Below are 23,680 nucleotides of genomic sequence, written 5' to 3'. Positions count from 1 at the left end.
AGCCGATCGCCCACTCTCCGTCGATAGATGCTCGTGTGTGTCGTGCGTGGCAACCCTGCCTCGCACAGGTCCCAAGCCTAGCCGCTCGCAGATGACCGTTCGGTGTCAGGCGGAGGCGGGTCGCGCCTCCCGACCGGGTGTCGCGCGTGTCGCACCGGAGGCGTGCCGAGCCGCCCAGACCGGCCACCCTGCGGAGCCGTACAGTGGGGCCCATGAGGTTCTACGAGACGCGGCCGACACACGACCTGACCTACTCCGACGTCTTCCTCGTCCCCAGCCGGTCGGCGGTGACGAGCCGGTTCGACGTGGACCTCTCGGCGAACGACGGGTCCGGTGCGACCATCCCGATCGTCAGCGCCAACATGAACTCGGTCACCGGGCCGCGCCTCGCCGCGACGCTCGCCCGACGCGGCGGCCTGGGCGTCCTGCCGCAGGACATGCACCTGCAGGACCTCGACGCCGCGATCCGCTGGGTCAAGGACCAGCCGGTCGACTTCGACACCGCCTACGACATGGGCGCGCACACCACGGTCGCCGAGGCCCTCGAGCAGCTCCTGCCCGTCGCGGGACGGGGCGTGGTCGTCCGCGACGCCGCCGGCGAGTACCTCGGCTGCGTCCCCGCCGGGCGCCTCGGCGACGCGGGTCCCGACGCCACGCTCGGCGACCTGCTGCACGGCGCCTCCACCGCGATCGACGCCGAGGACGCCGGTACGCCCCGGCACGTGTACGACGTGCTGACCGCGGCCGAGGTCGACTTCGCGCCGGTCATGCGGCACGGCAAGGTCGTCGGCACGGTCAGCCAGACCAGCGCGATCCGCTCGGACATCTACCGGCCCGCGGTCGACGCGTCCGGACGCCTGCGGGTCGCCGCCGCGATCGGCATCAACGGCGACGTCGCCGCGAAGGCGCAGGCGCTCGCGGCCGCCGGCGTCGACGTGCTCGTCCTCGACACCGCGCACGGCCACCAGGAGGGCATGCTCCGCGCCCTCCGCACCGTCGCCGCCCTCGGTCTCGACATCCCGCTCGTCGCGGGCAACGTCGTCACCGCCGACGCGGTCGCCCACCTCGTCGAGGCCGGCGCGACCATCATCAAGGTCGGCGTCGGACCCGGCGCCATGTGCACCACGCGCATGATGACCGCCGTCGGTCGCCCGCAGTTCTCCGCAGTGCTCGAGACCGCCGCCGCGGCCCGGTCGCTCGGCGCGCACGTGTGGGCCGACGGCGGCGTCCGGTACCCGCGCGACGTGGCGCTCGCCCTCGCCGCCGGCGCGTCCGCCGTGATGATCGGCTCGTGGTTCGCGGGCACGCTCGAGGCGCCCGGAGTCCTCCGCCGCGACGCCGCGGGCAAGGCGTACAAGGAGAGCTGGGGCATGGCCAGTGCCAAGGCCGTCCGGGAGCGCTTCGAGCGCCTCGACCCCTACGAGCGGGCCCGCAAGGCGCTCTTCGCCGAGGGGATCTCGTCGTCGACGATCTACCTCGACCCGGAGCGGCCGAGCGTCGAGGACCTGCTCGACATGATCACCACCGGTGTCCGCAGCTCGGCGACGTACGCGGGGGCGTCGTCCCTCGCGGAGTTCTCCGAGCGGGCGCTCGTCGGCATCCAGTCGGCCGCCGGCTACGAGGAGGGCAAGCCGCTCCCCGTCAGCTGGTAGCGCGCGGGGGCGGCGAGACTCGGCCCCGCGGACAGTTTCGTGGCACACAGGCCGCGAAACTGTCCGCCCAGCCGAGTCTCGGGTGGCGACCACGGACGGACGGGAGGCGCGGTGCCGGCTGGCACCGCGCCTCCCGTCCGTCAATCGCGCGTCTACCGCCGTCGGGTCGCGTCCTCGACGGTGCCGACGAGCTCCTCGAGGATGTCCTCGAGGAAGAGCACACCGAGCGTCCGGCCCTCGGCGTCGAACGCCCGCGCCACGTGACGACCGGCGGCGCGCATGGTCGCGAGGGCGTCCTCGAGGTCCATCTCCGTGTACAGCGAGATGAGCTGCCGGATCCGCTTCGGCGGCACCGGGTCGTCGTACTCGTCCGGTCGGAGGTCGATGACGTCCTTCACGTGCACGTAGCCCGTGGGGGAGCCGTCCTCGGCCACGAGCACGTACCGCGAGAACCCGCGCTGGGCCACGGCCCGCTCGACGTCACCCGGGGTGGCGTCCTCGGGGAGGGTGACGAGCTCGGCCATCGGCACGGCGACGTCCTTGACCTTCTTCTCGGTGAACTCGAACGCCAGGGCGAGCTTGCCGTCGTCGGTGAGGGTGCCCTCGCGGCGGGACTGCTCGACGATGGTCTGGACCTCCTCGACGGTGAACGCGCTCACGGCCTCGTCCTTCGGCTCGACCCGGAAGAGCCGGAGCACGGCGTTCGCGACCTCGTTCAGGCCGACGACCACCCAGTGCAGGCCGTGGCCGATGTACCAGAGCGTCGGCACGAGGAGGAGCGCCGCACGGTCGGGCATCGAGAACGAGATGTTCTTCGGGACCATCTCGCCGAACACCACGTGCAGGAACGACACGAGCAGCAGCGTGAACACGAAGGCCACGACGCCGATGACCTCGACGCTCCAGCCCGTGAGGTGCAGCGGGACCTCGAGCAGGTGGTGGATCGCCGGCTCGGAGACGTTGAGGATGAGCAGCGAGCACACCGTGATGCCGAGCTGGGTGGTGGCGAGCATGCGGGTGGCGTGCTCCATCGCCCAGAGCGTCATCTGTGCGGCGCGCGAGCCCTCTTCCGCGCGCGGCTCGATCTGGGAGCGGCGTGCGGAGATGACGGCGAACTCGGCCGCGACGAAGTAGGCGTTGCCCATCAGGAGGACGACGAGCCAGAAGATCCCCCACCAGTCGGAGCTCATCGGGTGCCGCCCTTCGCAGAGGCCTTCGTGGCCGTGGCCTTCGTGGCCGGGATGATGATGCCGGTCGCCGGGGTCTCCGGCGGCGTGGGCGTCCAGCGGATCCGGTCGATGCGGCGCCCGTCGAGGCGTTCGACGCGGAACACGCCGTCCTCGAGCGGTACTTCGTCGCCGACGGCCGGGAGCCGCCCGAGGGTCGACATGATGAACCCACCGACGGTCTCGTACGGGCCGTCCTCGGGGACCTTCACGCCGGCGCGGTCCTCGAGCTCGTCCGGGCGGAGGAGCCCCGGGAACGTCAGCCAGTTGCGCGACCGGACGACGTCGATCCGTGCACGGTCGTGCTCGTCGGACACCTCGCCGACGATCTCCTCGATGAGGTCCTCGAGCGTCACGACCCCCGCGGTGCCGCCGTACTCGTCGACGACGATCACCATCTGGTAGCCGCGACCGCGGACCTCGGCGAGCAGCGTGTCGCCGGGCATGGTCTCGGGGACGCGCTCGGCGTCGGTCATGAGGGCGCCGACGGGGACCTCGGGGCGCTTCTCGCGGGGCACGGCGACGGCCTGCTTCACGTGCACGATGCCGACGACGTCGTCCGCGTCCTCCTCGATGACGGGGAAGCGGCTGAACCCGGTCTTCCGGGCGAGCGCGATGACGTCGTCGGCGGACTCGGACACGCGGATCGTGGAGAGCCGGGGGCGCGGGGTCATCACGTCGCTGGCGCTCAGCTCGGAGAACGAGATCGTCCGTTCCAGCAGCGTCGCGGTGTCCTGCTCGAGGGAGCCCTCGGACGCGGACCGACGCAGCAGCGAGGTGAGCTCCTCGGCGCTGCGCGCACCGGACAGTTCCTCTTGCGGCTCGATGCCCATCGCCCGGAGCACGGCGTTGGCGGTGCCGTTCAGCACCGCGACGGCCGGCTTGAACACCGTGGTGAACGCGATCTGCAGCGGCACGACGAGCTTCGCGGTCTGCAGGGGGAGCGCGAGCGCGAAGTTCTTCGGCACGAGCTCACCGAGGATCATCGACAGCAGGGTCGCGATGACGAGCGCCACGATCGAGCCGACGGTCTCGACGATCGCCTCGGGCAGCCGCATCGCGAGGAACGGCGCTTCGAGCAGCTTCGCGATCGACGGCTCGAGCAGGTAGCCGGTCAGCAGGGTCGTCAGCGTGATGCCGAGCTGCGCGCTGGAGAGGTGCGTCGAGGTGACCTTCAACGCACCGATGACGGGTGCGAGGCCGGTCTCACCGCGGTCTCGTCGGGCCTCGACGTCGGCGCGGTCGAGGTTGACCAGCGCGAACTCGGACGCGACGAAGACACCGGTGCCGAGTGTCAGCAGGATGCCGCCGATCAGCATGACGATGTCGATCGGACTCATGATTCACCTCCCGCAGGGCGCGAGGCAGTGCAGCTCACCGAGTGAGCGGCGGATGAGTGAGGCGAAGAACTGTTCGGGGGATCGTCCACAGTGAGGCAATCGTACTGCCTGGCGTGCGGCCAAGCCGAGAGAACGTACAGAACGGCCTACGCCGTGACGCGCGCGCGGTGGTACTGCTGCGGCTCGTAGTCCACGGAGACGCCGAGCTCGACGGCGGCACGGAGCGGGAAGCCCGGGTCGCGCAGGAACTCGCGGCCCACCATGACGACGTCCGCCTGGCCGGTCGCCACGATCTGCTCGGCCTGGAACGCCTCCGAGATCATGCCGACCGCGATCGTGCCGATGCCGGCGTCGCGCTTGATCGCGTCGGCGAAGGGCACCTGGTAACCCGGGCCGACCGGGATCGGGGCGCTCGCGACGTTGCCACCGGTCGAGACGTCCGCGAGGTCGGCACCGTGCTCGGCGGCCCAGCGCGCGACCTGCGTGGTCTCCTCGAGCGTCAGGCCGCCTTCGACCCAGTCGGTCGCCGAGAAGCGGACGACGACCGGGAAGCCCGCGCCGACCTCGGCACGGACGGCGTCCAGCACCTCGAGCAGGGCGCGGGCGCGGTTCTCGAGCGAGCCGCCGTACGAGTCGGTCCGGTGGTTGCTCAACGGCGACAGGAACTGGTGCAGCAGGTAGCCGTGCGCGGCGTGGATCTCGACGAGGTCGAAGCCGGCCTCGACCGAGCGTCGAGCGGCAGCGGCGAACGCCAGGGCCACCACGCGGATGTCCTCGGGGGCGAGCTCGCGCGGCTCGGCGTACCCGTCGAAGGCGACCGCGGACGGTGCCACGGTGTTCCAGCCGCCCTGGTCCGCCGGGACGGAGCCGTGCGTCGACTCCCACGGGCGGAACGTCGACGCCTTGCGGCCGGCGTGCGCGAGCTGGACGCCCGCGGCGGCGCCCTGCGAGTGGATGAAGTCGACGATCGGGCGGAACGCGTCGCGCTGCTCGTCGTTCCACAGCCCGAGGTCCTGCGGGCTGATCCGCCCCTCCGGCACGACGCCCGTGGCCTCGACCACGACCGCGCCGGCACCGCCCTTGGCGAAGCCGCCGAGGTGCACGAGGTGCCACGGCGTCGGCACGCCGTCCTGCGCCTCGACCGAGTACTGGCACATCGGGGAGACCCAGATGCGGTTGCGGACGGTCAGGTCGCGGATGGTGATCGGTTCGAACAGGGCGTGCGTCACGCGGGCTCCTTCTCGGCGGTCGCCCCGGTCGCGAGTCCCTGCAGGAACGCGCGGAGTCCGGCGGGCGACGTGTAATGGTGGCCGACCGCCCCGATCGCTTCCGCGCCGGCGGCGTTCTCGGCCCTGTTGTCGACGAACACCATCTGCGCGGCGTCGATTCCCAGGCGCGCGCACGTGTCCAGGTAGATCGAGGCGTCCGGCTTCAGGACGTGCTCCTCGGCGCTCACCACGACGGTCTCGAACAGGGACCCCATCGGGGACCGGCGGTACGGGTCACCGAAGTCGAACCCGGCGTTCGACAGCAGGGCGACCCGGGTGCCGGCGTCGTGCAGCTCCTCGACGATCGCGAGGGTCTCCGGCTCGACCTCGAACCAGCCGGTGAAGTCGATCGCCCAGAACCGGTGGATGTCGGTGATGCGCCACGTCCGGCCGGTGCGCTCGGCGATCGCGCGCCAGTAGTCCACGACGGAGAGGTCGCCGCGGTCCAGGTCGTGCCGGAGCTCCTGGTAGACGGGGAAGAGCTCGTCCGCCGGCACTCCGGTCGCCGCGACGAGGGCGTCCCGCGAGGCGTGCGGCGTCCGGCTGATCACCTCGCCGTAGTCGAAGACCACCACACGACCGGGCAGGAACAGGCTCATGCGCTCCACCGTAACGTGGCGTCTCGTGAACGACTTCGTCCCCTTCGCCCCGACCGACGCCGCCGCCTGGACCACCGCCCCGCACGGCGACTCCACCAAGTACCGGCGGGGTGTTCTCGGCGTCGCGACCGGCTCCGACCAGTACCCGGGTGCCGCCGTGCTGGGCGTCGACGCCGCCGTGCACACCGGCGTCGGGATGGTCCGGTACGTGGGACCGTCCCGCGCGTCGGACCACGTGCTCGCGCGGCGTCCCGAGGTCGTCGCCGGGCTCGGACGGGTGCAGGCGTGGCTCGTCGGCTCCGGGATCTCCGCGGGCTCGCTCGACGACCTGGACGACGTGACGGCGGAGGGGTTCCGGCACGCCTCGGACGACGGGGTCCCCGTGGTGGTCGACGCCGGGGCGATCCCGCTCGTCGAGCTCGGTCCCCTGGCGGTGCTGACGCCGCACGCGGGGGAGCTCGCCGGCGTCCTGCACGAGTCGCGGGAGTCGATCGAGCAGGACCCGGCCGCGGCCGCGCTCCGTGCCGCCGCGCAGACCGGGAGCGTCGTGCTCCTGAAGGGGTCCGCCACGCACGTCGCGACACCCGACGGGTCGGTGCGGCTCGTGGCCTCGTCGGCGACACCGTGGCTCGCGGCCGCCGGTGCCGGCGACGTCCTCGGCGGGGTGCTGGGGGCGCTCGTGGCGGCTCGGCAGGGAGCGGCGGAGGCGTCCGGGTCGTCGCTGTCGCCGTCCGACCTGGCACACCTGGCCGCTTCGGCTGCGGTGGTGCACGGGATCGCGGCGCGACGGGCGTCCGGGGGTGGGCCGTTCACGATGGCGGCGCTGGTCGAGCAGCTGCCGGGCGTGGTGCGCGACCTCGTCGTCGACGGCGACGCCCGGGGGTAGCCGCGAGCGGCGACGGACGGGAGGCGCGGTGCGGGCCGGCACCGCGCCTCCTGGCCGTCAGGTGGTCACGTCCGGGGCGTGACGCGCGTCGTGCGCGTCAGCTCGCGGGGGTGGCGTGCACCAGGAACTCGACCGCACCCGCGTCGTCGACCTGCACGAAGCCGAGGCTCGGGGCCTGCACGCCGAAGTCCGAGAAGGTGATCGGGATCGAGCCGGAGACGTCGACGCCGTCGCCGTTCAGCCCGACCTCGAGCGTCGCGGCGACCGACTTCGTGACGCCGTGCAGGGTGAGGTCCCCGGTGGCCTCGACCTTGGTCGTGCCGGAGCCGGGCGTGACCGCGTCCGCGATCGGCTCGGTGAGCGTGAAGGTCGCGGTGGGGAACGCCGACGTGTCGAGCGCCGAGTCGCGGAAGTACGAGTCGCGCTGGGCCGAGTCCGTGGCGATGTCGGCGACCTGCACGGTGATGGTCGCCTTCGTGATGGCGGTGCCGTCGACGGTCGCGCTGCCGGTGACGCTGTCGGTGCGCCCGGTGACGGTGACGTCCGAGCCGTTCAGGACCTCGTGGACGCGGTACCCGGCCTCGGAGTCCCCGCCGACCGTCCAGGCGCCGGACAGGTCCGCGGCGTCGAGCGTCGACGGGGCGCGGCTCGCGGCGACGCTCGGGGCGGCGGAGGTCTTGGCGTTCTCGCTGCTCGTGTAGAGGTTCGTGCCGACGATCGCGGCGACGACGCCGATGACGACGACCGCGGCGACGACCGCGATCCAGATGACGGCTCTGCGGCGCGTGCGCGGGGTGTCGGAGGTCACGAGGGGAACGGTGACACGTCATGCTCGGGGGAACCTGTGACGGGCGGGCCGCTACGCTCGTCCGGTGCAGAGGACGGTGTGGCGTTCGCGGTGGCGTTCGCAGTGGCCCGAGGTCGCGGCGTTCGTCGTGGCGTTCGCCGCCGTGCACGCGGTCCTCTGGTGGCTGACCTCCGTGTCGGCGAACCTGCCGCTCGGCGACGTCACGATCACGTACCGGCGCTGGATCGAGACCGGGCACGCGTCCGGGTTCTGGGTCGGGATCGACGAGGACTGGGTGTACCCGATCCTCGCGATCGTCCCGATGGCCGCTGCCGCCGTCGGGGGCGTGACGTCGATCGGCACCGGGTGGCTCGTGCTCATGGTCGTGCTCGACGCCGTCGCGTGCGCGTTCCTGTGGCGCTTCCGTGGGCTCGGCGTGCGCGTCGTGTGGTGGTGGCTCGCCTTCCTGCTCGCCCTCGGGCCGATCGGCCTCGGACGCATCGACACCGTCGCGACCGTCCTCGCCCTGGTCGGGGTGGCCTTCGTCGCGTCGCGGCCGGCCGTCGCCTCGGCGCTGTTCACCGCCGGCGCGTGGACGAAGGTGTGGCCCGCGGCGCTCGTGGGCGTGCTCCTGCTGCTCCGCCGTGGACACCGCCGCGGGGTGCTCGTCGGCGCGCTCGTGCTCACGGCGCTCATCGTCCTCGTCGACGTCCTGTACGGCGGAGCGGCCCACCTGTTCTCGTTCGTGGGTCAGCAGAGCGGCCGTGCGCTGCAGATCGAGGCGCCCCTCGCGACCCCCTTCATGTGGGCGGCGGCGCTCGGCGTCCCCGGTGTCGCGGTCTACTACGACCAGCAGATCCTGACGTTCGAGGTGTCCGGCGCCGGGACGCACGCGGCAGCCGCGGTGTCGACGCCGCTCATGGCCGTGGTCGTCGTCGGCGGGGTGCTGCTCGCGCTCTGGGCCGTGCACCGCGGCGCGCACCGGGCCGAGGCCGCGCCGCTGCTGGCACTGCTCCTGGTCGCCGCGCTGGTCGCCGCGAACAAGGTCGGGTCGCCGCAGTACATCGGGTGGTTCGCCGTGCCGATCGTGTGGGGGCTCGTCGCCGGTCGTCCGAGCGCCCGGCGCTTCCTGCCCGTCGCCGTCGCCGCGATCCCGATGGCGCTGCTGACGCAGGTGATCTACCCCGGGTTCTACGACCAGGTGCTCACCGTGCAGCCCTGGGTGCTCGTGGTCCTCACGCTCCGGAACGCGCTCGAGGTCGGGGTGCTGGTCTGGAGCGTCGTCGCGATCGTCCGGCTCGGCGTGCGGGCCCGTGCCACCGCTGTGCCGGTCGTCCCGGCAGGGGGCAGGATGGACGCATGATCGTCGCGTTCTCCGTCGCCCCGTCCGGTGGTCCCTCCGCGAGCTCGGACGGGTCCGTGCACGACGCCGTCGCGGGCGCCGTGCGGATCGTCCGTGAGAGCGGGTTGCCGAACCGCACCTCGTCGATGTTCACCGAGGTCGAGGGGGAGTGGGACGAGGTCATGGACGTGGTCAAGCGCGCCACCGAGGCCGTCGGGGCGTACGGCACGCGGGTGTCCCTCGTGCTCAAGGCCGACATCCGCCCGGGGCACACCGGCGAGATCGACGGCAAGCTCGAGCGGCTCGAGGCTGCGCTCGACGACTGAGCGACACGCCGAGCGCCTCCCACGGATGTCGGTGGTCGGGTGTGTCCTGTCGGTGTCGGACGGAACGCGTCCGCACGACGACGAGGAGCTCGTGATGATGCACGACGGCTGGTGCCCCGACTGCGACCTGCGGACGGTCGTCATCGACTCGGACGAGCACGGCGACACCGCCTGGGCGAGCTGCACCGAGTGCGGCGCCGGGTGGGTCCACCGTGACGAACTCCCGGGGCTCGTCGTCACAGCCCACGCGGAGCCGGAGCGTCGCGCCGCCTGACGCGGGTCGAATCGATTCGGCCGGGCGACTTCCGTTCGGCCTTTGGAGCGGTCTACACTGCTGAGACCGGTCGCTCTCGGCGGCCGGTCGTCCACGTTCGACGCTGAACCAGGACCACCCTCCGCCCGTCCCCGGTCGCACCGTCAGCGACGTCGACGCGACGGAGGCACGGTGCGGCGACCACGCGCACCGACGGTCCCAGCCGACTCACGCGAGTCGACGTCCGGAACCCGTCCCGCTCCTCCCGTCCCGAAACAGGCACCATGTCCCAGCTCACGCCTGCGCGTCGCGCACTCGCGCTCATCGCCCTCGCCCTCGGCGGGTTCGCCATCGGTTCGACCGAGTTCGTCGCGATGGGGCTCCTGCCGAACATCGCCGAGGCACTCCTGCCGCGCCAGTACGGCCTCGACCCGGACGCCGGGATCGCGCACGCCGGCTGGCTCGTGAGCGCGTACGCCCTCGGTGTCGTCGTCGGTGCCCCCACGATCGCGGCGATGTCGGCGAAGTTCCCGCGCAAGGGCCTGATCCTCGTGCTGCTCGTCGGGTTCGTCCTGGCGACGGTCGCGAGCGCGATCCTGCCGTCCTTCGGCCTCGTGCTCGTGGCGCGGTTCGTCGCGGGACTCCCGCACGGTGCGTACTTCGGCATCGCGTCCATCGTGGCGGGCGACATCATGGGGCCGGGCAAGCGCGGCAAGGGCATCGCGATGGTGCTGCTCGGCCTGTCCGTCGCGAACGTCGTGGGCGTCCCGGCGATCACCTGGGTCGGGCAGGTCGCCAGCTGGCGCATCGCGTACGGCGTCGTCGCCGTCCTGTTCGCCCTGACGTTCCTCGCGGTGTGGGCCTTCGTGCCGCGCAGCGCCCGTGACGAGCACGCGACGATCGGCCGCGAGCTCCGGGCGTTCCGCGTGCCGCAGGTCTGGATGGTCATGGGCCTCGGAGCCGTCGGCTTCGGAGGCTTCTTCGCGGTCTACTCGTACATCTCGCCGCTCGTGCAGAACGTCACCGGGCTGTCGGAGTCGTTCGTGCCGCTCGTCCTCGTGGTCGTCGGCATCGGCATGGTCATCGGCGGCGTGCTCGGCGGGCACCTGGCCGACCACAGCGTCAAGCGCACGATCTACGTCGGCATGTTCGCGCTGATCGGCGCCCTGCTCGTCACCGTCCTCACCGCGCAGTGGGTGTGGGGGGTCTTCCTCGGGGCGTTCCTGCTCGGTGCGACCTCGTCCGCGATCCCGCCGGCCGTGCAGTCCCGCCTGATGGACGTCGCCGGAGACGCACGGACCATCGCGGCGGCGCTCAACCACTCGGCGTTCAACATCGGCAACTCGATCGGTGCGGCCCTGGGCGGCGCCGTCATCGCGGCCGGGTTCGGCTTCAAGGCGCCGGGATGGCTCGGCATCGTGCTGGCGCTGCTCGGCGTCCTCATGACGATGGTGAGCTACGGCGCCGAGCGCCGCAGCACCCGCCGTGCGTCGCTCCGGTCGTCGTCGCCGTCCACCGGCCCGATCACCGCGCCCGTCCCGCTGGGCTGACGCGGGTCCCACCGGCCAGGAGGCGCGGGGCGGCCTCGCACCGCGCCTCCAGTCCGTCGCACGGTGCGGCAGACCGCTGATCGTGAGCAGAAGAGGTCGGGTCCTGTGACGGGACCCGACCTCTTCTGCTCACGAAGCGTGCGGCGTGTGCGGCGCGCGGCGCGTGCGGCGCGCGGCGCGCTACAGACCCAGCGGGCTGCCGTCCTGGACGATGATGCCGTCGGTGATCGCGCGCTTCCGCAGCGCCACCTTCGTGCCGACGTCGAAGCCCGCGACGCGGTACTTCTCGCGGATGCGCTTGAGGTAGCTCTTCGCGGTCTCCTCGGAGATGCCGAGCTGGTACGCGACGCTCTTCACCGGCTCGCCGCCGCCGTACAGCGCCATGACGCGACGCTCCTGGGCGCTGAGCTTCGGCACGCCACCGACGTCACCGCTGTTGATCGCCAGGTCGAGCTCGGCGGAGACGTACTGCTCGCCGCGCTGGGCGGAGCGGATGGCCTCGACGATCATCTCGGCGTCCTCGCTCTTCACGAGGTAGCCGAGGGCGCCGGAGGCGAGGGCCTCGCGGACGACGTTCGGCTCCGAGTAGGTGCTCATCACGACGGTCTTCACACCGGCGGTCTTGAGCGTCGAGATCTTCAACGAGACCGGGATCGAGTCCTTGAGGTCGAGGTCGAGCAGCACGACGTCGACCGGGAACGCCGGGCTCGTGAGGAGCTCGGGCCAGGTGGTGACGGCGGCGACGAGCGTGATGTCGTCGGCTGCGTTCCGGATCCACTCGGTGAGCGCGCCGAGGAGCATCCTGTGGTCGTCGACGAGTGCGAGTCGGATCGGTTCCTCTGGAGTCGCCATGGTGGCGTCCTTTCTCGGGGGCGGTCGTGGGCCGATCCTAGGGGGACGGACCACGGGGCACGGGCAGGCTGGTCAGGGTGTCCGGCAGTCGGGCCAGCCGGTTCCGTGCGACGACTACATCGACGGATGTCGGTCGACGACGCAGTGCGCGACGACGTGCAGCACGCCGTCGCGGACGGAGTCCTGGTACGGGCCGATCCGCTGCAGGGCGCTCCACGCGGTCGGGCCGAGTCGACGCCGGGGGACACCGCGCGACTCGAAGACGACCGGGACGTCCATCGTCTCGTCGGTGACGGGGTGCCCGTCCGAGCCGACGGGGCCGAGCGTCACGGAGACGACCGGTGATCCGGCCTGGGTCTGCTTGCCGTCGCCGACCATCTGCCAGAGCGTCTGCAGCAGGCCGTCGCGCTGCGCGGGGGAGAGGTGGCCCGCGAGCGACTGCGGATCCGCGACGCTGACGGAGCGGCCGAGGTTGTCGGACTCCGTGATCGCGTGGTACAGCCAGGTCTCGCGGCGGCCCTCGATGAGGTGCAGGCGCAGCTCGGTGGCGAGCGACGCGGCGACCGAGGCGGACGCGTCCGAGAGCGGGAGGGGGTCGCTGCCGTTGGCGACGGCGTCGAGGAGCTTCTCGGCGGCGAGGTCGAGCCGGGCGAGTTCGTCGGAGGCGAGCATGCCCACGGCGAACTGCGGTGCCTGCACGTTGCTCTGCACGAGGACCCGGTCGAGTTCACGCTGCACGAGCTGGCGGAACCGGTGCACCACGAAGAGCGCGATCGACGGCGGGACGGTCACGAGCGCCACGGTGGACACGATCGCGGGCAGGGTGTCGCTCGTGATCGGCGTCGAGGCGACCGCCATCCCGACGAACGCGAGGCCGAGGACGGCGATGGCGGCGGCGACCTCGCGGGCCGGGCGCAGGGTCGCGACCGGCAGGAGCGCGAACCCGGCGGCGACGGACGCGGACGCCGAGTGGGCGATGTCGTGCTCGGGCCAGATGCCGATGAAGTCGAGCGTCACGACGCAGCCGAGGACGACGCAGATCAACGCGAAGGCGAGCCCGGTCAGTCGTTCGCCGTACGTGAGCAGGCTGAGCCCGACCCCGACGGCGGCGACGAGGTAGAGCGCCCAGGCCGCCGCGGGCAGCCACGGGTCGGTGAACTCCGTCCAGCGGATGAGGAAGAAGACGATCCCCGCGACGGCTTCGATGCCGGTGAGGACCGCGGCGCCGAGTCCGAGGTAGCCGGCGCCGAGCGAGGCGCCGGGCTTGGCGGCCTGCCGCAGCGAGCGCGCGCCGGTCGATGTGGAGGGGAGGCCGCGCGCCTGCCGACGTTCGCTGCCCCGGTACCGCTCCCGCGCCTCCCGTCGGGTCCGCGGAGCGGGCTGCACGGTCTCGCCGGGGAGCCCGCGGCTGATGGTGTCCTCGGGGACGCGGCTCATCTGGGGGCCTCCAGGACGACGGTCGTGCCGGATCCCGGCGCGGAGAAGAGCTTCGCGTCGCCGCCGACCTCGCGGAGGCGGTTCACCACGCTCTCCTTGAAGCCGAGCCGTTCGGCACTGACGTGGGTGAGGTCGAAGCCGACGCCGGAGTCGGTGACCATCGCGCGGACCATCTCGTTGTCGTGCACGATCGTGACGTGCGCCTCGCCGACGCCGGCGTGGCGGCGGACGTTCTCGAGGCACTCGCCGAGCGCGAGCAGGAAGGCGTCGAGCACGTTCGACGGCAGCAGGACCTGCCCGGTGCCGTGCCAGCTCACCTCGAGGCCCATGCGGCCGAAGCGCTGCTTGACCGACTCGAGGGTCTGGCCGAGCGGGGACTCTTCCTCGCGGGTGAGCGAGTAGTCGCCGGACTGCTGCGGCTGCGGCGTCGCACCGAGGCGGAGGTGGCGGAGGAGTCGGGCGTCCTCGGCGGCCTGCTCACGCATCGCCTGCTCGGAGACGCCCACGCCGGAGTGCGCGAGGAGGGTCAGCGTGGCGAGCACGGTGTCGTGCAGGAGCCGGGCACCCTGTCGTCGCTGCGCCTCGGTCTCGCTCGCCTGGCGTTCGGCGCGGTGCGCGGTGCCGATGCTGTAGATCCGGCGGGCGACGCGCGGGATGCTCCGGGAGATCCAGATCGTCACGACGGCGATGAGCACCCACCCGAGCAGCGCGCCGGTGACCGGGGCGGCGAGGACGCTGCCGCTCGCCCAGACGATCGCGACGACGACGGCCGCCCCGGCGACGATGGTCAGCCCGAGTCCCACGGGCTTCCCGCGCTGGGACATGAGCGGTGCGGAGATGCTGCCGGCGGCGAGGGGCACCACCGCGGAGGCGATGATCGGACGCGCTGTCTCGTCGACGCCGAGCAGCAGGAGTGCGAGCGCGCCGAGGCCCGAGGCGAGGATGAGCGCCGTCCACCACACCGAGCCGTTCCACCCGAAGACCAGGAAGCCGGCGATCATGATCGCGATGCAGGCGAGCCCGCCGAGCAGCGGGACGACCGGGACCGCGAGGGCGCAGATCACCGCGACGACCGACACCAGGGCGCAGACGATGCCGACGACACGGGTCGTCGACCGGAGCAAGCGGTCGCGTTCCTGTGCGATGAAGTCCATCGGTGTCCTGGTCGTGGCGGTGTGGCTGAGGGAAAACCGAGCCTGGTTCAGGCTGGGCACCACGCCATCATTCCACGCGCGACACCCGTTGGGGGGTGTTCGGCGCGCCATCCCGTGTCGGATGGTTCCGCGATTGTTATTGCAAGCGTTATGCGTCCAAGAGCCGCCGGAGGTGCGCCCCCACGGCCTCGTGCTCGATCAGGAACCCGTCGTGGCCGAACTCGCTCTCGATCACGGCCGCGCGGTCACCGTCGAGGGTGTCCGGCACGCCGGCCGCGATGCGGTGCTGGTCCTCGATCGGGAACAGCCGGTCGCTCGACACCCCGACCACGAGCGTGCGTGCCGTCACCTGCGCCAGCGCCGCCGCGATCCCGCCCCGACCGGCTCCGACGTCGTGCGAGTCCATCGCGTGGGTGAGCGTCACGTAGGAGCTCGCGTCGAACCGACGGGTGAACTTGTTGCCGTGGAAGTCGAGGTAGCTCTCGACCGAGAATCGGCCGTCGTCGCCGAGCGGTGAGACGTCGCTCTGCCACGAGCGGGCGAACCGGCCGTTCAGCTCGTCGGACGCCCGGTAGGTCATCAACGCCATCCGCCGAGCCAGCGCCAGCCCGCGGTGGGGGCCCTCGCCGGCGTCGGCCTCGTAGTAGTCGCCGCCCGCGAACGCCGGGTCCATCTGGATGGCAGCGCGCTGCAGCGAGTTCGCGGCGATCTGGTCGGCGGTGGTCTGCGCCGTGCTCGCCAGCACCGCGAGCCGGGACACCCGTGCAGGGTGGGTGACGGCGAACTCGAGCGCGTGCATGCCGCCCATCGAGCCGCCGACGACGGCCGCGAAGACGTCGATGCCGAGCCGGTCGGCCAGCTGCGCCTGCACCGCCACCTGGTCGCGCACGGTGACGAACGGGAAGCGGGATCCCCACTCGAGGCCGTCCGGCGACACCGACGACGGCCCGGTCGTGCCCTGGCAGCCGCCGAGCATGTTCGGTGCGACGACGAACCACCGGTCGGTGTCGATCGCCCGGCCGGGGCCGACGACGTCGCCCCACCAGCCGGCGGTGCGGTGTCCGGGCCCGGGTGCTCCGGCGACGTGCGAGTCGCCGGTCAGCGCGTGGAACACCAGGACCGCGTTGTCGTGGTCGGCGTTGAGCGTGCCCCAGGTCTCGTACGCCACGCGCACGGCAGGGATGCGTCCACCCCGCACCCACTGCTCACCGAGGGACGCGAAGTGCCGGGAGCCGGGGTGGTCGCCCGGGCGCCAGGCGCCGGTCACCGGGGGCTTGCCGAGCGTGCCGAGTTCGGTTCCGGGCACGAGGGTGGACGGCACGGAGTCCTCGGGGGTCGTCTGCCAGTCCATCGGGTCCAGTCTGCCGGGAGGCGCGGCGCGGGCCGCCAGTGTTACGTCACGTCCGGCGCGTCGCGGGTCCACTGCGGCGGGTCGCGGGTGCTCGCGGCTGCGTGCGTGCGGGCGGGTGCGGCTGCGTGCGTGCGCATGTTCCGACATCGCACTCGTCGTTCGACGCGTGGATCGTCGCACCATGCACACGCACCGGATGTGTGCGCAACCAACGACGTCCCACGAGTCGATCGACTCGTGGGACGTCGCATGGTGCACACGCATCGAGCGCGAGGGTCCGCGACAGCCCCCGCGCCCGGCGCCGGGACCGCTACGCGCGCTGGCCCTCCTGCGCGACCGCACGGGCAGCGGCGAGCCCGGCCTCGAGGTCGGCCTTGAGGTCCTCGACGTTCTCGATCCCCACCGACAGCCGCACCAGCCCCGGCGTGACCCCGGTGGTGAGCTGCTGCTCGGGCGTCAGCTGCGAGTGCGTGGTCGACGCCGGGTGGATGACGAGGGAGCGCACGTCGCCGATGTTCGCGAGGTGCGAGAACAGCTGCAGGTTGTCGACGAACGCCTTGCCGGCGGGCACGCCGCCCTTGAGCTCGAACGACAGCACGGCCCCGACGCCCTTCGGCGCGTAGCGGTTCGCCGCGGCGTACCAGGGCGAGGTCGGCAGCCCGGCGTAGGCGACGGTCGCGACGTCCGGGTGCCGGTCGAGCCACTCGGCGATCTCCTGCGCGTTCGACACGTGCCGCTCGATGCGGAGCGACAGCGTCTCGATGCCCTGCAGCAGCGCGAACGCGGTGTCCGCCGAGTTCGACGCACCGAGGTCGCGGAGCAGCTGCACCCGGGCCTTGACGATGTAGGCGAGCTCGTTGCCGACGGCCTCGGCGAAGACCGCGCCGTGGTACGAGGGGTCCGGCGTGTTGAACTCGGGGAACTTGTCCGGGTGCTGCGACCACGCGAACTTGCCGGAGTCGACGATGATCCCGCCGATGACGGTGCCGTGCCCGCCGAGGAACTTCGTCGCCGAGTGCACGACGATGTCGGCACCGTGCTCGAACGGACGGATGAGGTACGGCGTCGCGATCGTGTTGTCGACGATGAGCGGCACGCCGGACTCGTGGGCGACCTCGCTGACACCGGTGATGTCGAGCACGTTGATCTTCGGGTTGCCGATCGTCTCGGCGAAGAACAGCTTCGTGTTCGGTCGGATCGCGCGGCGCCACTCGTCGAGGTCGTCCTGGTCCTCGACGAACGTGGTCTCGATGCCGAGCTTCGCGAGCGTGTACTTGAACAGGTTGTACGTGCCGCCGTAGATCGACGACGAGGACACGATGTGGTCCCCGGCGCCCGCGATGTTGAGCACCGCGTAGGTCTCCGCCGCCTGGCCGCTCGACACCAGGAGCGCCCCGGAGCCGCCCTCGAGCGCCGCGATCCGCTGCTCCACGACGTCGTTCGTCGGGTTCATGATGCGCGAGTAGATGTTGCCCGGCTTCGCCAGGGCGAAGAGGTCACGGGCCTCGTCGGAGTTCGCGAAGACGTACGAGGTCGTCTTGTAGATCGGCGTCGCGCGGGCCCCCGTGGTCGGGTCGGGCTGTGCGCCGGCGTGGATCTGCGTGGTCTCGAACCGCCACTGGGCGGCGTCGTTCTGGGTCATCTCGTGCTCCTGTCCGGTGGCGGTCGTCGGGTCGTCGGGTCGCCCAGCGCTCGGCCCAGGAGGCGCGGCGCGGCTGTGCGTCGCCCGTCACGGTACGCAGGTGGTCGCGTCGGCACCAGCGCGCCCGCCTCGGGACGTAACGACCGAGGCGGAGGCGAGCCGCGCCTCCTGGCCCGCGCCGCACTGTGCGAGGTTCCGCGCGCCGTGGGACGCTCGTTCCCTCGCACCGTGGGCGGAGGCTCGCACAGTACGGACGCGCGGGCGCAGTCTCACTACTCGCGGCGGAAGAGCCAGCGCACGTTCGGTTCGAGGAGCCAGCGCATTCCCCGGCGGACGAACGGCTGGGCGAGGAACAGGCTCACCGCGCAGGCGATCGCCACCATGAGCAGCACGTACGGCCACGCCGAGTGCTGCCCGGCGAGCACCCCGGACTCGCGGATCGGGTAGAGCACGAACGTGTGCAGCAGGTACACGTACATCGTCGCCGCGCCGAACTGCGTGATCCAGATGTTCCGACGGGGCACGAGCAGCAGGAACGACGCGGTGAGGACGGTCGCCAGCAGCATCAGCCCGAAGCGGACCGCACCGGCCCACCAGGCGTCCTCGCCGAGGCCCGAGTACGAGTCGTCGTAGAAGAACCAGTGGTGCAGGTCGAACTGCTTGAACTGCGGGATCCAGATCGCACACGCCACCGCCCACGCCACGAACACGGCACCGGCCGCGATGCGCACCCGGACCACGATCCGCCGCGGAGCCTCGTACCAGCGGTCGAAGACGCCCCACTGCTTCACCTGCCAGCCGAGCAGGAAGAACGGCAGGAGGCTGATCGCCCGCGACAGCGAGAGCGTGGAGTCGACGTTGTCGAAGTAGCCGACGCCGATGCTGAAGACGACGGCCCAGAACAGCGGCCATCGGAGCTGCGCGAGGTACGGGAGGATCAGCTTGAAGATCCCCAGCGCGAGCAGGAACCAGAGGGTCCAGGTCGGCTGCGTCGGGTTGAACTTCTTCCCGCCCTCGACCAGGGCCTGCACGACGGTCCAGATCGTCTGCATGATGATGTACGGCACGACGATGTCCGTGATCGTCCGGCGCATGCGCTTCGCGGTCGGGGTGTCGGCGGAGGAGAAGTACCCGCTGATGACACCGAACGCCGGCATGTGGAACGCGTAGATGAAGGTGTACAGCGCGAGGGCGTGCTCGCTCGCCGCCGTCTGGCGCTGGATCGCATGGCCGATCACCACGAGCGTGACCGCCAGGAACCGCGCCGTGTCCCACATCGGGATACGGCGCTTCGCACGTCCGGGCTCGAGCTGCGAGGCGGGCGCCGAGGGCGCGGGAGGGGCGGCGTCCGTCGTCATCGCCCGTCACGTTACCCGATCGTGACCTTGCCGGATCGGTACGGTTGGGACATCCCACCCCGTCCCTCTGGAGGAAGCACATGGCATCTCGTCGCGCAGTCGTCACCGGAGCGAGCTCGGGCATCGGAGCAGCGACCGTCCGACTGTTCCGCGCGCACGGGTGGGACGTGCTCGCCGTCGCCCGCCGTGCCTCGAAGCTGGAGGCGCTCGCCGGGTCGACCGGAGCCGACGTCCTCGTGGCGGACATCACGAGCGCCTCCGACGTCGAGGCGCTGGCCGCCCGTGTCGACGAGCTCGGGGGAGCGGACGTGCTCGTGAACAACGCCGGCGGTGCCTTCGGGTCCGCGTCGGTCGAGGAGTCGGACGTCGAGGACTGGCGCGCCATGTTCGAGGTGAACGTGATCGGCACGAAGCGGGTCGTCGCAGCGTTGCTGCCGCACCTCCGTCGGCGTGCGGCGGCCGCCGGGAGCGCCGACATCGTCACGGTGACGAGCACGGCCGGGCACGTGGCGTACGAGAACGGCGGCGGCTACAATGCCGCGAAGTTCGCCGAGCACGCCCTCGTGGCCGCGCTCCGGCTCGAGCTGAACGGCGAGCCGATCCGGGTCGTCGAGATCGCGCCGGGCCTCGTGAAGACCGACGAGTTCGCCCTGACCCGGTTCCGTGGCGACGCGGAGAAGGCCGCGGCGGTCTACGACGACGTGCCGGAGCCGCTCGTGGCCGAGGACGTCGCCGAGGCGATCGTGCACGCGGTCGAGCTGCCGGCGCACGTGAACCTCGACCTCGTGACGATCCGCCCGGTGGCGCAGTCGGCCCAGCACAAGCTCGCGCGGGGGAAGCTGACCCCGCGGGTGTGATCCCCGCGGGTGCCGCGCACCCGGCCCGCACCCGTCCCGCACGCGCCCGGGCCGCACGTGCGGGTCGCGGGCGCGGGGTCCGTGCCGGTACCGTTGTCGGATGCCGATCAGCAGCGAATCCGGGTCACCCGCCCAGGCTCCCTCGACCGTGACCGTGACGAGCGGGCCCGAGGTGCTCGGATGGCTCGAGTTCGGTGACGCAGCACGCCTGCTCGCCAAGGACGTCCTGTCCTCCGGCTTCGAACCCGAGGTCGTCGTCGCCGTGGCCCGCGGCGGGCTCATCATCGCTGGCGCGGTCGCCTACGCCCTCGGCACCAAGGAGTGCGGCTCGATCAACGTCGAGTTCTACACCGACGTCGAGCAGCGCCTCGAGGAGCCGGTCATCCTGTCGCCGGCGCTCGACGCCCCGAGCCTCGCCGGCAAGCGCGTCCTCGTCGTCGACGACGTGTCGGACTCCGGCCGGACTCTCCGCCTGGTGGTCGACATCATCCGGAACGCCGGCGCCGACGTCCGCAGCGCCTGCCTCTACTCCAAGCCCGGCACCGTGCTCGAGCCGGACCACGTCTGGCGTCGCGTCGACGGGTGGATCACCTTCCCGTGGAGCGCCCTCGCGCCGGTGACGGCCGAGTCGTGAGCATCCACCTCGTCGGCGGCGGACCCTTCGCCGCCTCGGACGCCGCCGCGCCCTTCGTTGCCGAGGCCACGGTCCGCTCCGCAGCCGTCGGCCGCACGGTCCCGCGCATCGCCCTGCTCTCCGTCGCCGGGGGGTCCGGTGCGAGCCCGTCCAGCACGGCCGACATCGCCGAGGTGCTCGCCGGTCCGCGCACGGCCGAGGTCCTCGTCACCGAGATCGCTGCCGGCCAGGTGTTCGACACCACGGTCCTGAGCGACGTCGACGCCCTCGTGGTCGGCGGCGGGGTCACGCCGGACTACCTCGACGCCGTCGCACCGCTCGTCGACCAGATCCGCTTGCTCGTCTCCGACGGCCTGCCCTACCTCGGCTACTCGGCCGGCGCGATGATCGCCGCCGATCGTGCCCTCGTCGGCGGCTGGCGCATCGGCGGCGTCGAGATCTGCCCCGAGGAAGCCTCCGAGGGCCTCGACGAGGTCGAACTCCGCGAGGGGCTCGGCCTGGTCGACCTGACGATCGACGTGCACGCCGTCCAGGCCGGCACCCTCGCCCGGCTCATCGCGAGCGCCGAGGCCGAGTTCGTGACCGCGTGCCTGGCGATCGACGAGGACACCACGCTGGTCGTGGGCGAGGGCGCGCTCGAGGTCCGCGGCACCGGCAGCGTCTGGCGCGTCGTCGCCGGCGAGGACTCGGTCGCCGTCGCCACGATGGGCGCCTAGCCCCGTGCAGGCGCGACCGCTCGCCGACCTCGTCGATCCCGGCTGGGCCGAGGCCCTCGCCCCGGTCGAGGACGACGTCCACCGGATGGGCGACTGGCTCCGCGCCGAGACCGGTGCCGGTCGGCAGTACCTCCCGGCCGGGGAGCACGTCCTCCGCGCCTTCGCCGAGCCGTTCGACGACGTCCGGGTCCTCGTCGTCGGACAGGACCCGTACCCGACTCCCGGGCACCCGATCGGCCTGTCGTTCGCGGTCGACCCGCACGTGCGACCCGTCCCGCGCAGCCTGGCGAACATCTACCGCGAGCTCGAGGCCGACCTCGGGGTGACGCCGCCGGCACACGGGGACCTGCGGGCGTGGTCGGCCCAGGGCGTCCTGCTGCTCAACCGCGTCCTCACCGTCGAGGCCGGAGCCGCCGGCAGCCACCGAGGGAAGGGCTGGGAGGCCGTCACCGACCAGGCCGTCCGTGCCCTCGTCGCCCGCGGGAAGCCCCTCGTCGCCGTGCTCTGGGGTGCGCAGGCGGCCTCGGTCCGGCCGCTCCTCGGGGACACCCCGGTCGTCGCGTCCGCCCACCCGAGCCCGCTCAGCGCCTCGCGCGGGTTCTTCGGCAGCCGCCCCTTCTCGCAGGTGAACGAGCTGCTCGTCGCCCAGGGCGCCGAACCGGTCGACTGGATCCTGCCCGCGGCATAGGCTCGGACCCGTGCTCGAGGAGGAATACCAGCGACGGCGGGTCCTGCCGCGACACCTGCGCGCCCCGGTCCCCGCCGAAGCCGCGTTCACCTACACGATCCGGGCTGCCGAGCCCAGCGACCTCCCCGACGTCCGCGAGATCCACACGCACTACGTCCGGAACTCCTCGGTGACCTTCGACCCGTCGGCGTTCACGTTCGCCGCGTGGAAGCGTCGGTACGACGAGATCCGTCGTCGGGGTCTGCCGTTCCTGGTCGCCGAGAACCCCTCCGGGCAGGTGCTCGGCTACGCGCTCGTCGACCCGTGGAACCCCCGCGACCGTTCGAACCGCGTCGTCGAGGACTCGATCTACCTCGGTGCCGCGTCCGGCGGGAAGGGGCTCGGGCGGGCCCTGATGGAGGCGCTGATCGACGAGTGCCGTTCGGCCGGCGTCCGCGAGGTCGTCGCCGTCATCGCCGACCGCCAGGCCGAGGCGTCGATCCGGCTCCACGAGCGGCTCGGCTTCGAGGAGGTCGGCCGCATGGGGAAGGTCGGCTACAAGTACGACCGGTGGCTCGGCACGGTGACGATGCGGCTGCGCCTGCGCGGTCCGCGCCTCTTCGCGCGTAAGTAGCGCGCGCGGCCGGCGTCGAGGTCGCGCGATCGGCCGCTCCCGTCGCGCGCGCGCGGCGTGTTGCGCGACCTCGGCGGAGAACGCGCGGCGTGTCCTGCGACCCGGCCATGGTCGGACGGGAGGCGCGGGTCGGCCCCGCACCGCGCCTCCAGTCCGTCCGTCGGTCGCGTCTCGGGCCCGCGAGGTCGCGCGATCTGCCGCTTCCGGCGCGCGCACACGGCGCCACCCGGGCACGCGAGGTCGCGCGTTCGGCCGCTCCCGTCGCGCGCGTGCGGCGTGTCGTGCGACCTCGGCGACCCGCACGTGGCGTGTTGCGCGACCCCGGCGACCCCGGCGACCCCGGCGACCCCGGCGACCCCGGCGGCCCTCGCCGCGCCCTCGGGTCAGGACCTCGGCGCCTCCGCGATGAACTCGTCCCGCGTCACCCGCACCAGCTCGCGCGCCGCAGCCGACGCGGCCCCGCCGTCGCCCGCGACGAGCGCCAGCCCGACGGCCTCGTGCCGTGCCGCCGCATCGCGGGTCCAGCGCGTGATGGTGTCCCGCGACTCCGAGGTGCGGGTCCGCAGCAGCGCCTCGACGGTCCCGGCGAAGTGTGCGAAGACGGCGTTGCCGGAACCGGTCAGGAGCGCTCGGTGGAAGCGGACGTCGGCCTCGAGGTAGGCGCGGCTGTCCTCCCGACCGCAGGCGTCGATCATGTCGGTCGCGGCGGCGAGTACCGCTGCGGCACCCGGTGTCCCCGCGGTGAGCGATGCGGCGACGGGCTCGACGCCGAGGCGCAGCTCGAGCAGTTCCCGCTGCTGGGCGAAGTACCAGGGCGAGGCGCCGCGCCACCGGATCACGGTCGGCGCGAGCAGCTCCCACGACACGATGTCGAGCACCAGCGTGCCGACGCGCTGGCGGGGTTCGACGAGCCCGAGCGACTGCAGGACGCGCAGCGCCTCACGGACGACCGACCTCGACACGCCGAACTCCGCCGCGACGGCCTCGGGCCGGACGACGGTGCCCGGGGCGAGCACGCCGTCGACGATCCGCTGCCCGAGCGTCTCGAGCACCTGGGCGTGCAGTCCGCGGCCGGTCGCCATCGTTCCTCCGTGCAGTACGCGGCACGCACGGCGCGTGACACGGTGTCCATCGAATCGGCAGACTGCC

23 protein-coding genes are annotated in these 23,680 nt (G+C 72.3%); 11 read left to right on the top strand and 12 right to left on the bottom strand.

What is annotated here, in order from left to right; genetic code table 11:
• Positions 1–212 precede the first annotated feature (212 nt).
• Positions 213–1,652: a GuaB1 family IMP dehydrogenase-related protein gene (locus tag WFH25_RS01865; RefSeq protein WP_070416368.1), complete on the top strand. Its 1,440-nt coding sequence runs from the start codon at positions 213–215 to the stop codon at positions 1,650–1,652.
• A gap of 152 nt (positions 1,653–1,804) precedes the next feature.
• Here WFH25_RS01865 and WFH25_RS01860 read toward each other — a convergent pair whose 3' ends face one another.
• From WFH25_RS01860 to WFH25_RS01845, 4 genes are all read right to left on the bottom strand, one after another.
• Positions 1,805–2,842, bottom strand: a complete 1,038-nt coding sequence (locus WFH25_RS01860) for a hemolysin family protein (protein ID WP_070416367.1) — start codon at positions 2,840–2,842, stop codon at positions 1,805–1,807.
• Positions 2,839–4,218 (bottom strand): hemolysin family protein, encoded by a 1,380-nt coding sequence (locus WFH25_RS01855; RefSeq protein WP_336696632.1) that lies wholly within the window; start codon positions 4,216–4,218, stop codon positions 2,839–2,841. The genes WFH25_RS01860 and WFH25_RS01855 overlap by 4 nt, the downstream gene beginning before the upstream one ends.
• A gap of 146 nt (positions 4,219–4,364) precedes the next feature.
• A complete protein-coding gene (locus WFH25_RS01850) occupies positions 4,365–5,447 on the bottom strand; it encodes an NADH:flavin oxidoreductase/NADH oxidase (RefSeq protein ID WP_336696631.1) in 1,083 nt (360 codons plus the stop codon).
• On the bottom strand, positions 5,444–6,085 hold the full coding sequence (locus tag WFH25_RS01845) for an HAD family hydrolase (RefSeq protein ID WP_336696630.1): 642 nt from the start codon (positions 6,083–6,085) through the stop codon (positions 5,444–5,446). Before WFH25_RS01845 ends, WFH25_RS01850 begins: the two co-directional genes overlap by 4 nt.
• Here WFH25_RS01845 and WFH25_RS01840 point away from each other — a divergent pair.
• Positions 6,084–6,971, top strand: a complete 888-nt coding sequence (locus WFH25_RS01840) for an ADP-dependent NAD(P)H-hydrate dehydratase (protein ID WP_336696629.1) — start codon at positions 6,084–6,086, stop codon at positions 6,969–6,971. The genes WFH25_RS01845 and WFH25_RS01840 overlap by 2 nt on opposite strands.
• 97 nt (positions 6,972–7,068) lie before the next feature.
• Here the strand turns inward: WFH25_RS01840 and WFH25_RS01835 are convergent, their stop codons facing one another.
• Entirely contained in the window at positions 7,069–7,779 is a 711-nt protein-coding gene (locus WFH25_RS01835; protein ID WP_336696628.1) for a YceI family protein, read from the bottom strand.
• 64 nt (positions 7,780–7,843) lie between these two features.
• Between WFH25_RS01835 and WFH25_RS01830 the strand changes: the two genes are divergently transcribed.
• The 4 genes from WFH25_RS01830 to WFH25_RS01815 all read left to right on the top strand — a co-directional run bounded on the left by WFH25_RS01830 (position 7,844) and on the right by WFH25_RS01815 (position 11,229).
• Positions 7,844–9,121 carry a hypothetical protein gene (locus tag WFH25_RS01830; protein WP_336696627.1) on the top strand — a complete coding sequence of 426 codons (1,278 nt, stop codon included), beginning with the start codon at positions 7,844–7,846 and terminating at the stop codon, positions 9,119–9,121.
• Positions 9,118–9,426: a thiamine-binding protein gene (locus WFH25_RS01825; protein WP_336696626.1), complete on the top strand. Its 309-nt coding sequence runs from the start codon at positions 9,118–9,120 to the stop codon at positions 9,424–9,426. Before WFH25_RS01830 ends, WFH25_RS01825 begins: the two co-directional genes overlap by 4 nt.
• 52 nt (positions 9,427–9,478) lie before the next feature.
• On the top strand, positions 9,479–9,700 hold the full coding sequence (locus tag WFH25_RS01820; RefSeq protein ID WP_336696625.1) for a hypothetical protein: 222 nt from the start codon (positions 9,479–9,481) through the stop codon (positions 9,698–9,700).
• Between the two features lie 263 nt (positions 9,701–9,963).
• Positions 9,964–11,229: an MFS transporter gene (locus WFH25_RS01815; RefSeq protein ID WP_070416360.1), complete on the top strand. Its 1,266-nt coding sequence runs from the start codon at positions 9,964–9,966 to the stop codon at positions 11,227–11,229.
• A gap of 180 nt (positions 11,230–11,409) precedes the next feature.
• On the opposite strand, the gene WFH25_RS01810 is transcribed toward WFH25_RS01815, so the two are convergent.
• From WFH25_RS01810 to WFH25_RS01785, 6 genes are all read right to left on the bottom strand, one after another.
• Complete coding sequence (locus WFH25_RS01810; protein WP_070416359.1) at positions 11,410–12,081, bottom strand: response regulator; 672 nt, start codon at positions 12,079–12,081, stop codon at positions 11,410–11,412.
• Positions 12,082–12,195: 114 nt separating this feature from the next.
• Positions 12,196–13,518 carry a hypothetical protein gene (locus WFH25_RS01805; protein WP_083294960.1) on the bottom strand — a complete coding sequence of 441 codons (1,323 nt, stop codon included), beginning with the start codon at positions 13,516–13,518 and terminating at the stop codon, positions 12,196–12,198.
• The gene (locus WFH25_RS01800; protein WP_071296181.1) at positions 13,515–14,672 is read right to left on the bottom strand and encodes a sensor histidine kinase; all 1,158 of its coding nucleotides are present in this window, start codon (positions 14,670–14,672) and stop codon (positions 13,515–13,517) included. Before WFH25_RS01800 ends, WFH25_RS01805 begins: the two co-directional genes overlap by 4 nt.
• Positions 14,673–14,820: 148 nt before the next feature.
• Complete coding sequence (gene metX / locus WFH25_RS01795; RefSeq protein ID WP_336696623.1) at positions 14,821–16,023, bottom strand: homoserine O-acetyltransferase MetX; 1,203 nt, start codon at positions 16,021–16,023, stop codon at positions 14,821–14,823.
• A gap of 310 nt (positions 16,024–16,333) precedes the next feature.
• Entirely contained in the window at positions 16,334–17,665 is a 1,332-nt protein-coding gene (locus tag WFH25_RS01790) for a bifunctional o-acetylhomoserine/o-acetylserine sulfhydrylase (RefSeq protein ID WP_336696622.1), read from the bottom strand.
• Between the two features lie 272 nt (positions 17,666–17,937).
• Positions 17,938–19,023, bottom strand: coding sequence for an acyltransferase family protein (locus WFH25_RS01785; RefSeq protein ID WP_336696621.1), 1,086 nt, complete (start codon positions 19,021–19,023; stop codon positions 17,938–17,940).
• Between the two features lie 80 nt (positions 19,024–19,103).
• On the opposite strand from WFH25_RS01785, the gene WFH25_RS01780 reads away from it, so the two are divergent.
• The 5 genes from WFH25_RS01780 (at position 19,104) to WFH25_RS01760 (ending at position 22,531) form a co-directional block, all read left to right on the top strand.
• On the top strand, positions 19,104–19,880 hold the full coding sequence (locus tag WFH25_RS01780; RefSeq protein ID WP_071296185.1) for an SDR family oxidoreductase: 777 nt from the start codon (positions 19,104–19,106) through the stop codon (positions 19,878–19,880).
• Positions 19,881–19,980: 100 nt separating this feature from the next.
• Positions 19,981–20,514: a phosphoribosyltransferase gene (locus WFH25_RS01775; RefSeq protein ID WP_175473674.1), complete on the top strand. Its 534-nt coding sequence runs from the start codon at positions 19,981–19,983 to the stop codon at positions 20,512–20,514.
• Positions 20,511–21,230 carry a Type 1 glutamine amidotransferase-like domain-containing protein gene (locus WFH25_RS01770; protein WP_336696620.1) on the top strand — a complete coding sequence of 240 codons (720 nt, stop codon included), beginning with the start codon at positions 20,511–20,513 and terminating at the stop codon, positions 21,228–21,230. The genes WFH25_RS01775 and WFH25_RS01770 overlap by 4 nt, the downstream gene beginning before the upstream one ends.
• Positions 21,231–21,234: 4 nt before the next feature.
• Positions 21,235–21,918: a uracil-DNA glycosylase gene (locus WFH25_RS01765; protein WP_336696619.1), complete on the top strand. Its 684-nt coding sequence runs from the start codon at positions 21,235–21,237 to the stop codon at positions 21,916–21,918.
• Positions 21,919–21,928: 10 nt separating this feature from the next.
• Positions 21,929–22,531 carry a GNAT family N-acetyltransferase gene (locus WFH25_RS01760; protein WP_336696618.1) on the top strand — a complete coding sequence of 201 codons (603 nt, stop codon included), beginning with the start codon at positions 21,929–21,931 and terminating at the stop codon, positions 22,529–22,531.
• 383 nt (positions 22,532–22,914) lie between these two features.
• On the opposite strand, the gene WFH25_RS01755 is transcribed toward WFH25_RS01760, so the two are convergent.
• Entirely contained in the window at positions 22,915–23,613 is a 699-nt protein-coding gene (locus WFH25_RS01755; protein WP_092386820.1) for a FadR/GntR family transcriptional regulator, read from the bottom strand.
• Between the last annotated feature and the right edge of the window lie 67 nt (positions 23,614–23,680).

This window comes from Curtobacterium sp. USHLN213, assembly GCF_037144815.1.
GTDB lineage: Bacteria > Actinomycetota > Actinomycetes > Actinomycetales > Microbacteriaceae > Curtobacterium.
This window is presented reverse-complemented; position numbering and strand designations above follow the sequence as displayed.

Coding starts and splice junctions, on each gene's coding strand:
- WFH25_RS01840 (WP_336696629.1), top strand. CDS start 6,084: ATGCGCTCCACCGTAACGTGGCGTCTCGTGAACGACTTCGTCCCCTTC.
- WFH25_RS01805 (WP_083294960.1), bottom strand. CDS start 13,518: ATGAGCCGCGTCCCCGAGGACACCATCAGCCGCGGGCTCCCCGGCGAG.
- WFH25_RS01860 (WP_070416367.1), bottom strand. CDS start 2,842: ATGAGCTCCGACTGGTGGGGGATCTTCTGGCTCGTCGTCCTCCTGATG.
- WFH25_RS01755 (WP_092386820.1), bottom strand. CDS start 23,613: ATGGCGACCGGCCGCGGACTGCACGCCCAGGTGCTCGAGACGCTCGGG.
- WFH25_RS01845 (WP_336696630.1), bottom strand. CDS start 6,085: ATGAGCCTGTTCCTGCCCGGTCGTGTGGTGGTCTTCGACTACGGCGAG.
- WFH25_RS01775 (WP_175473674.1), top strand. CDS start 19,981: ATGCCGATCAGCAGCGAATCCGGGTCACCCGCCCAGGCTCCCTCGACC.
- WFH25_RS01800 (WP_071296181.1), bottom strand. CDS start 14,672: ATGGACTTCATCGCACAGGAACGCGACCGCTTGCTCCGGTCGACGACC.
- metX (WP_336696623.1), bottom strand. CDS start 16,023: ATGGACTGGCAGACGACCCCCGAGGACTCCGTGCCGTCCACCCTCGTG.
- WFH25_RS01865 (WP_070416368.1), top strand. CDS start 213: ATGAGGTTCTACGAGACGCGGCCGACACACGACCTGACCTACTCCGAC.
- WFH25_RS01810 (WP_070416359.1), bottom strand. CDS start 12,081: ATGGCGACTCCAGAGGAACCGATCCGACTCGCACTCGTCGACGACCAC.
- WFH25_RS01790 (WP_336696622.1), bottom strand. CDS start 17,665: ATGACCCAGAACGACGCCGCCCAGTGGCGGTTCGAGACCACGCAGATC.
- WFH25_RS01780 (WP_071296185.1), top strand. CDS start 19,104: ATGGCATCTCGTCGCGCAGTCGTCACCGGAGCGAGCTCGGGCATCGGA.
- WFH25_RS01825 (WP_336696626.1), top strand. CDS start 9,118: ATGATCGTCGCGTTCTCCGTCGCCCCGTCCGGTGGTCCCTCCGCGAGC.
- WFH25_RS01815 (WP_070416360.1), top strand. CDS start 9,964: ATGTCCCAGCTCACGCCTGCGCGTCGCGCACTCGCGCTCATCGCCCTC.
- WFH25_RS01855 (WP_336696632.1), bottom strand. CDS start 4,218: ATGAGTCCGATCGACATCGTCATGCTGATCGGCGGCATCCTGCTGACA.
- WFH25_RS01785 (WP_336696621.1), bottom strand. CDS start 19,023: ATGACGACGGACGCCGCCCCTCCCGCGCCCTCGGCGCCCGCCTCGCAG.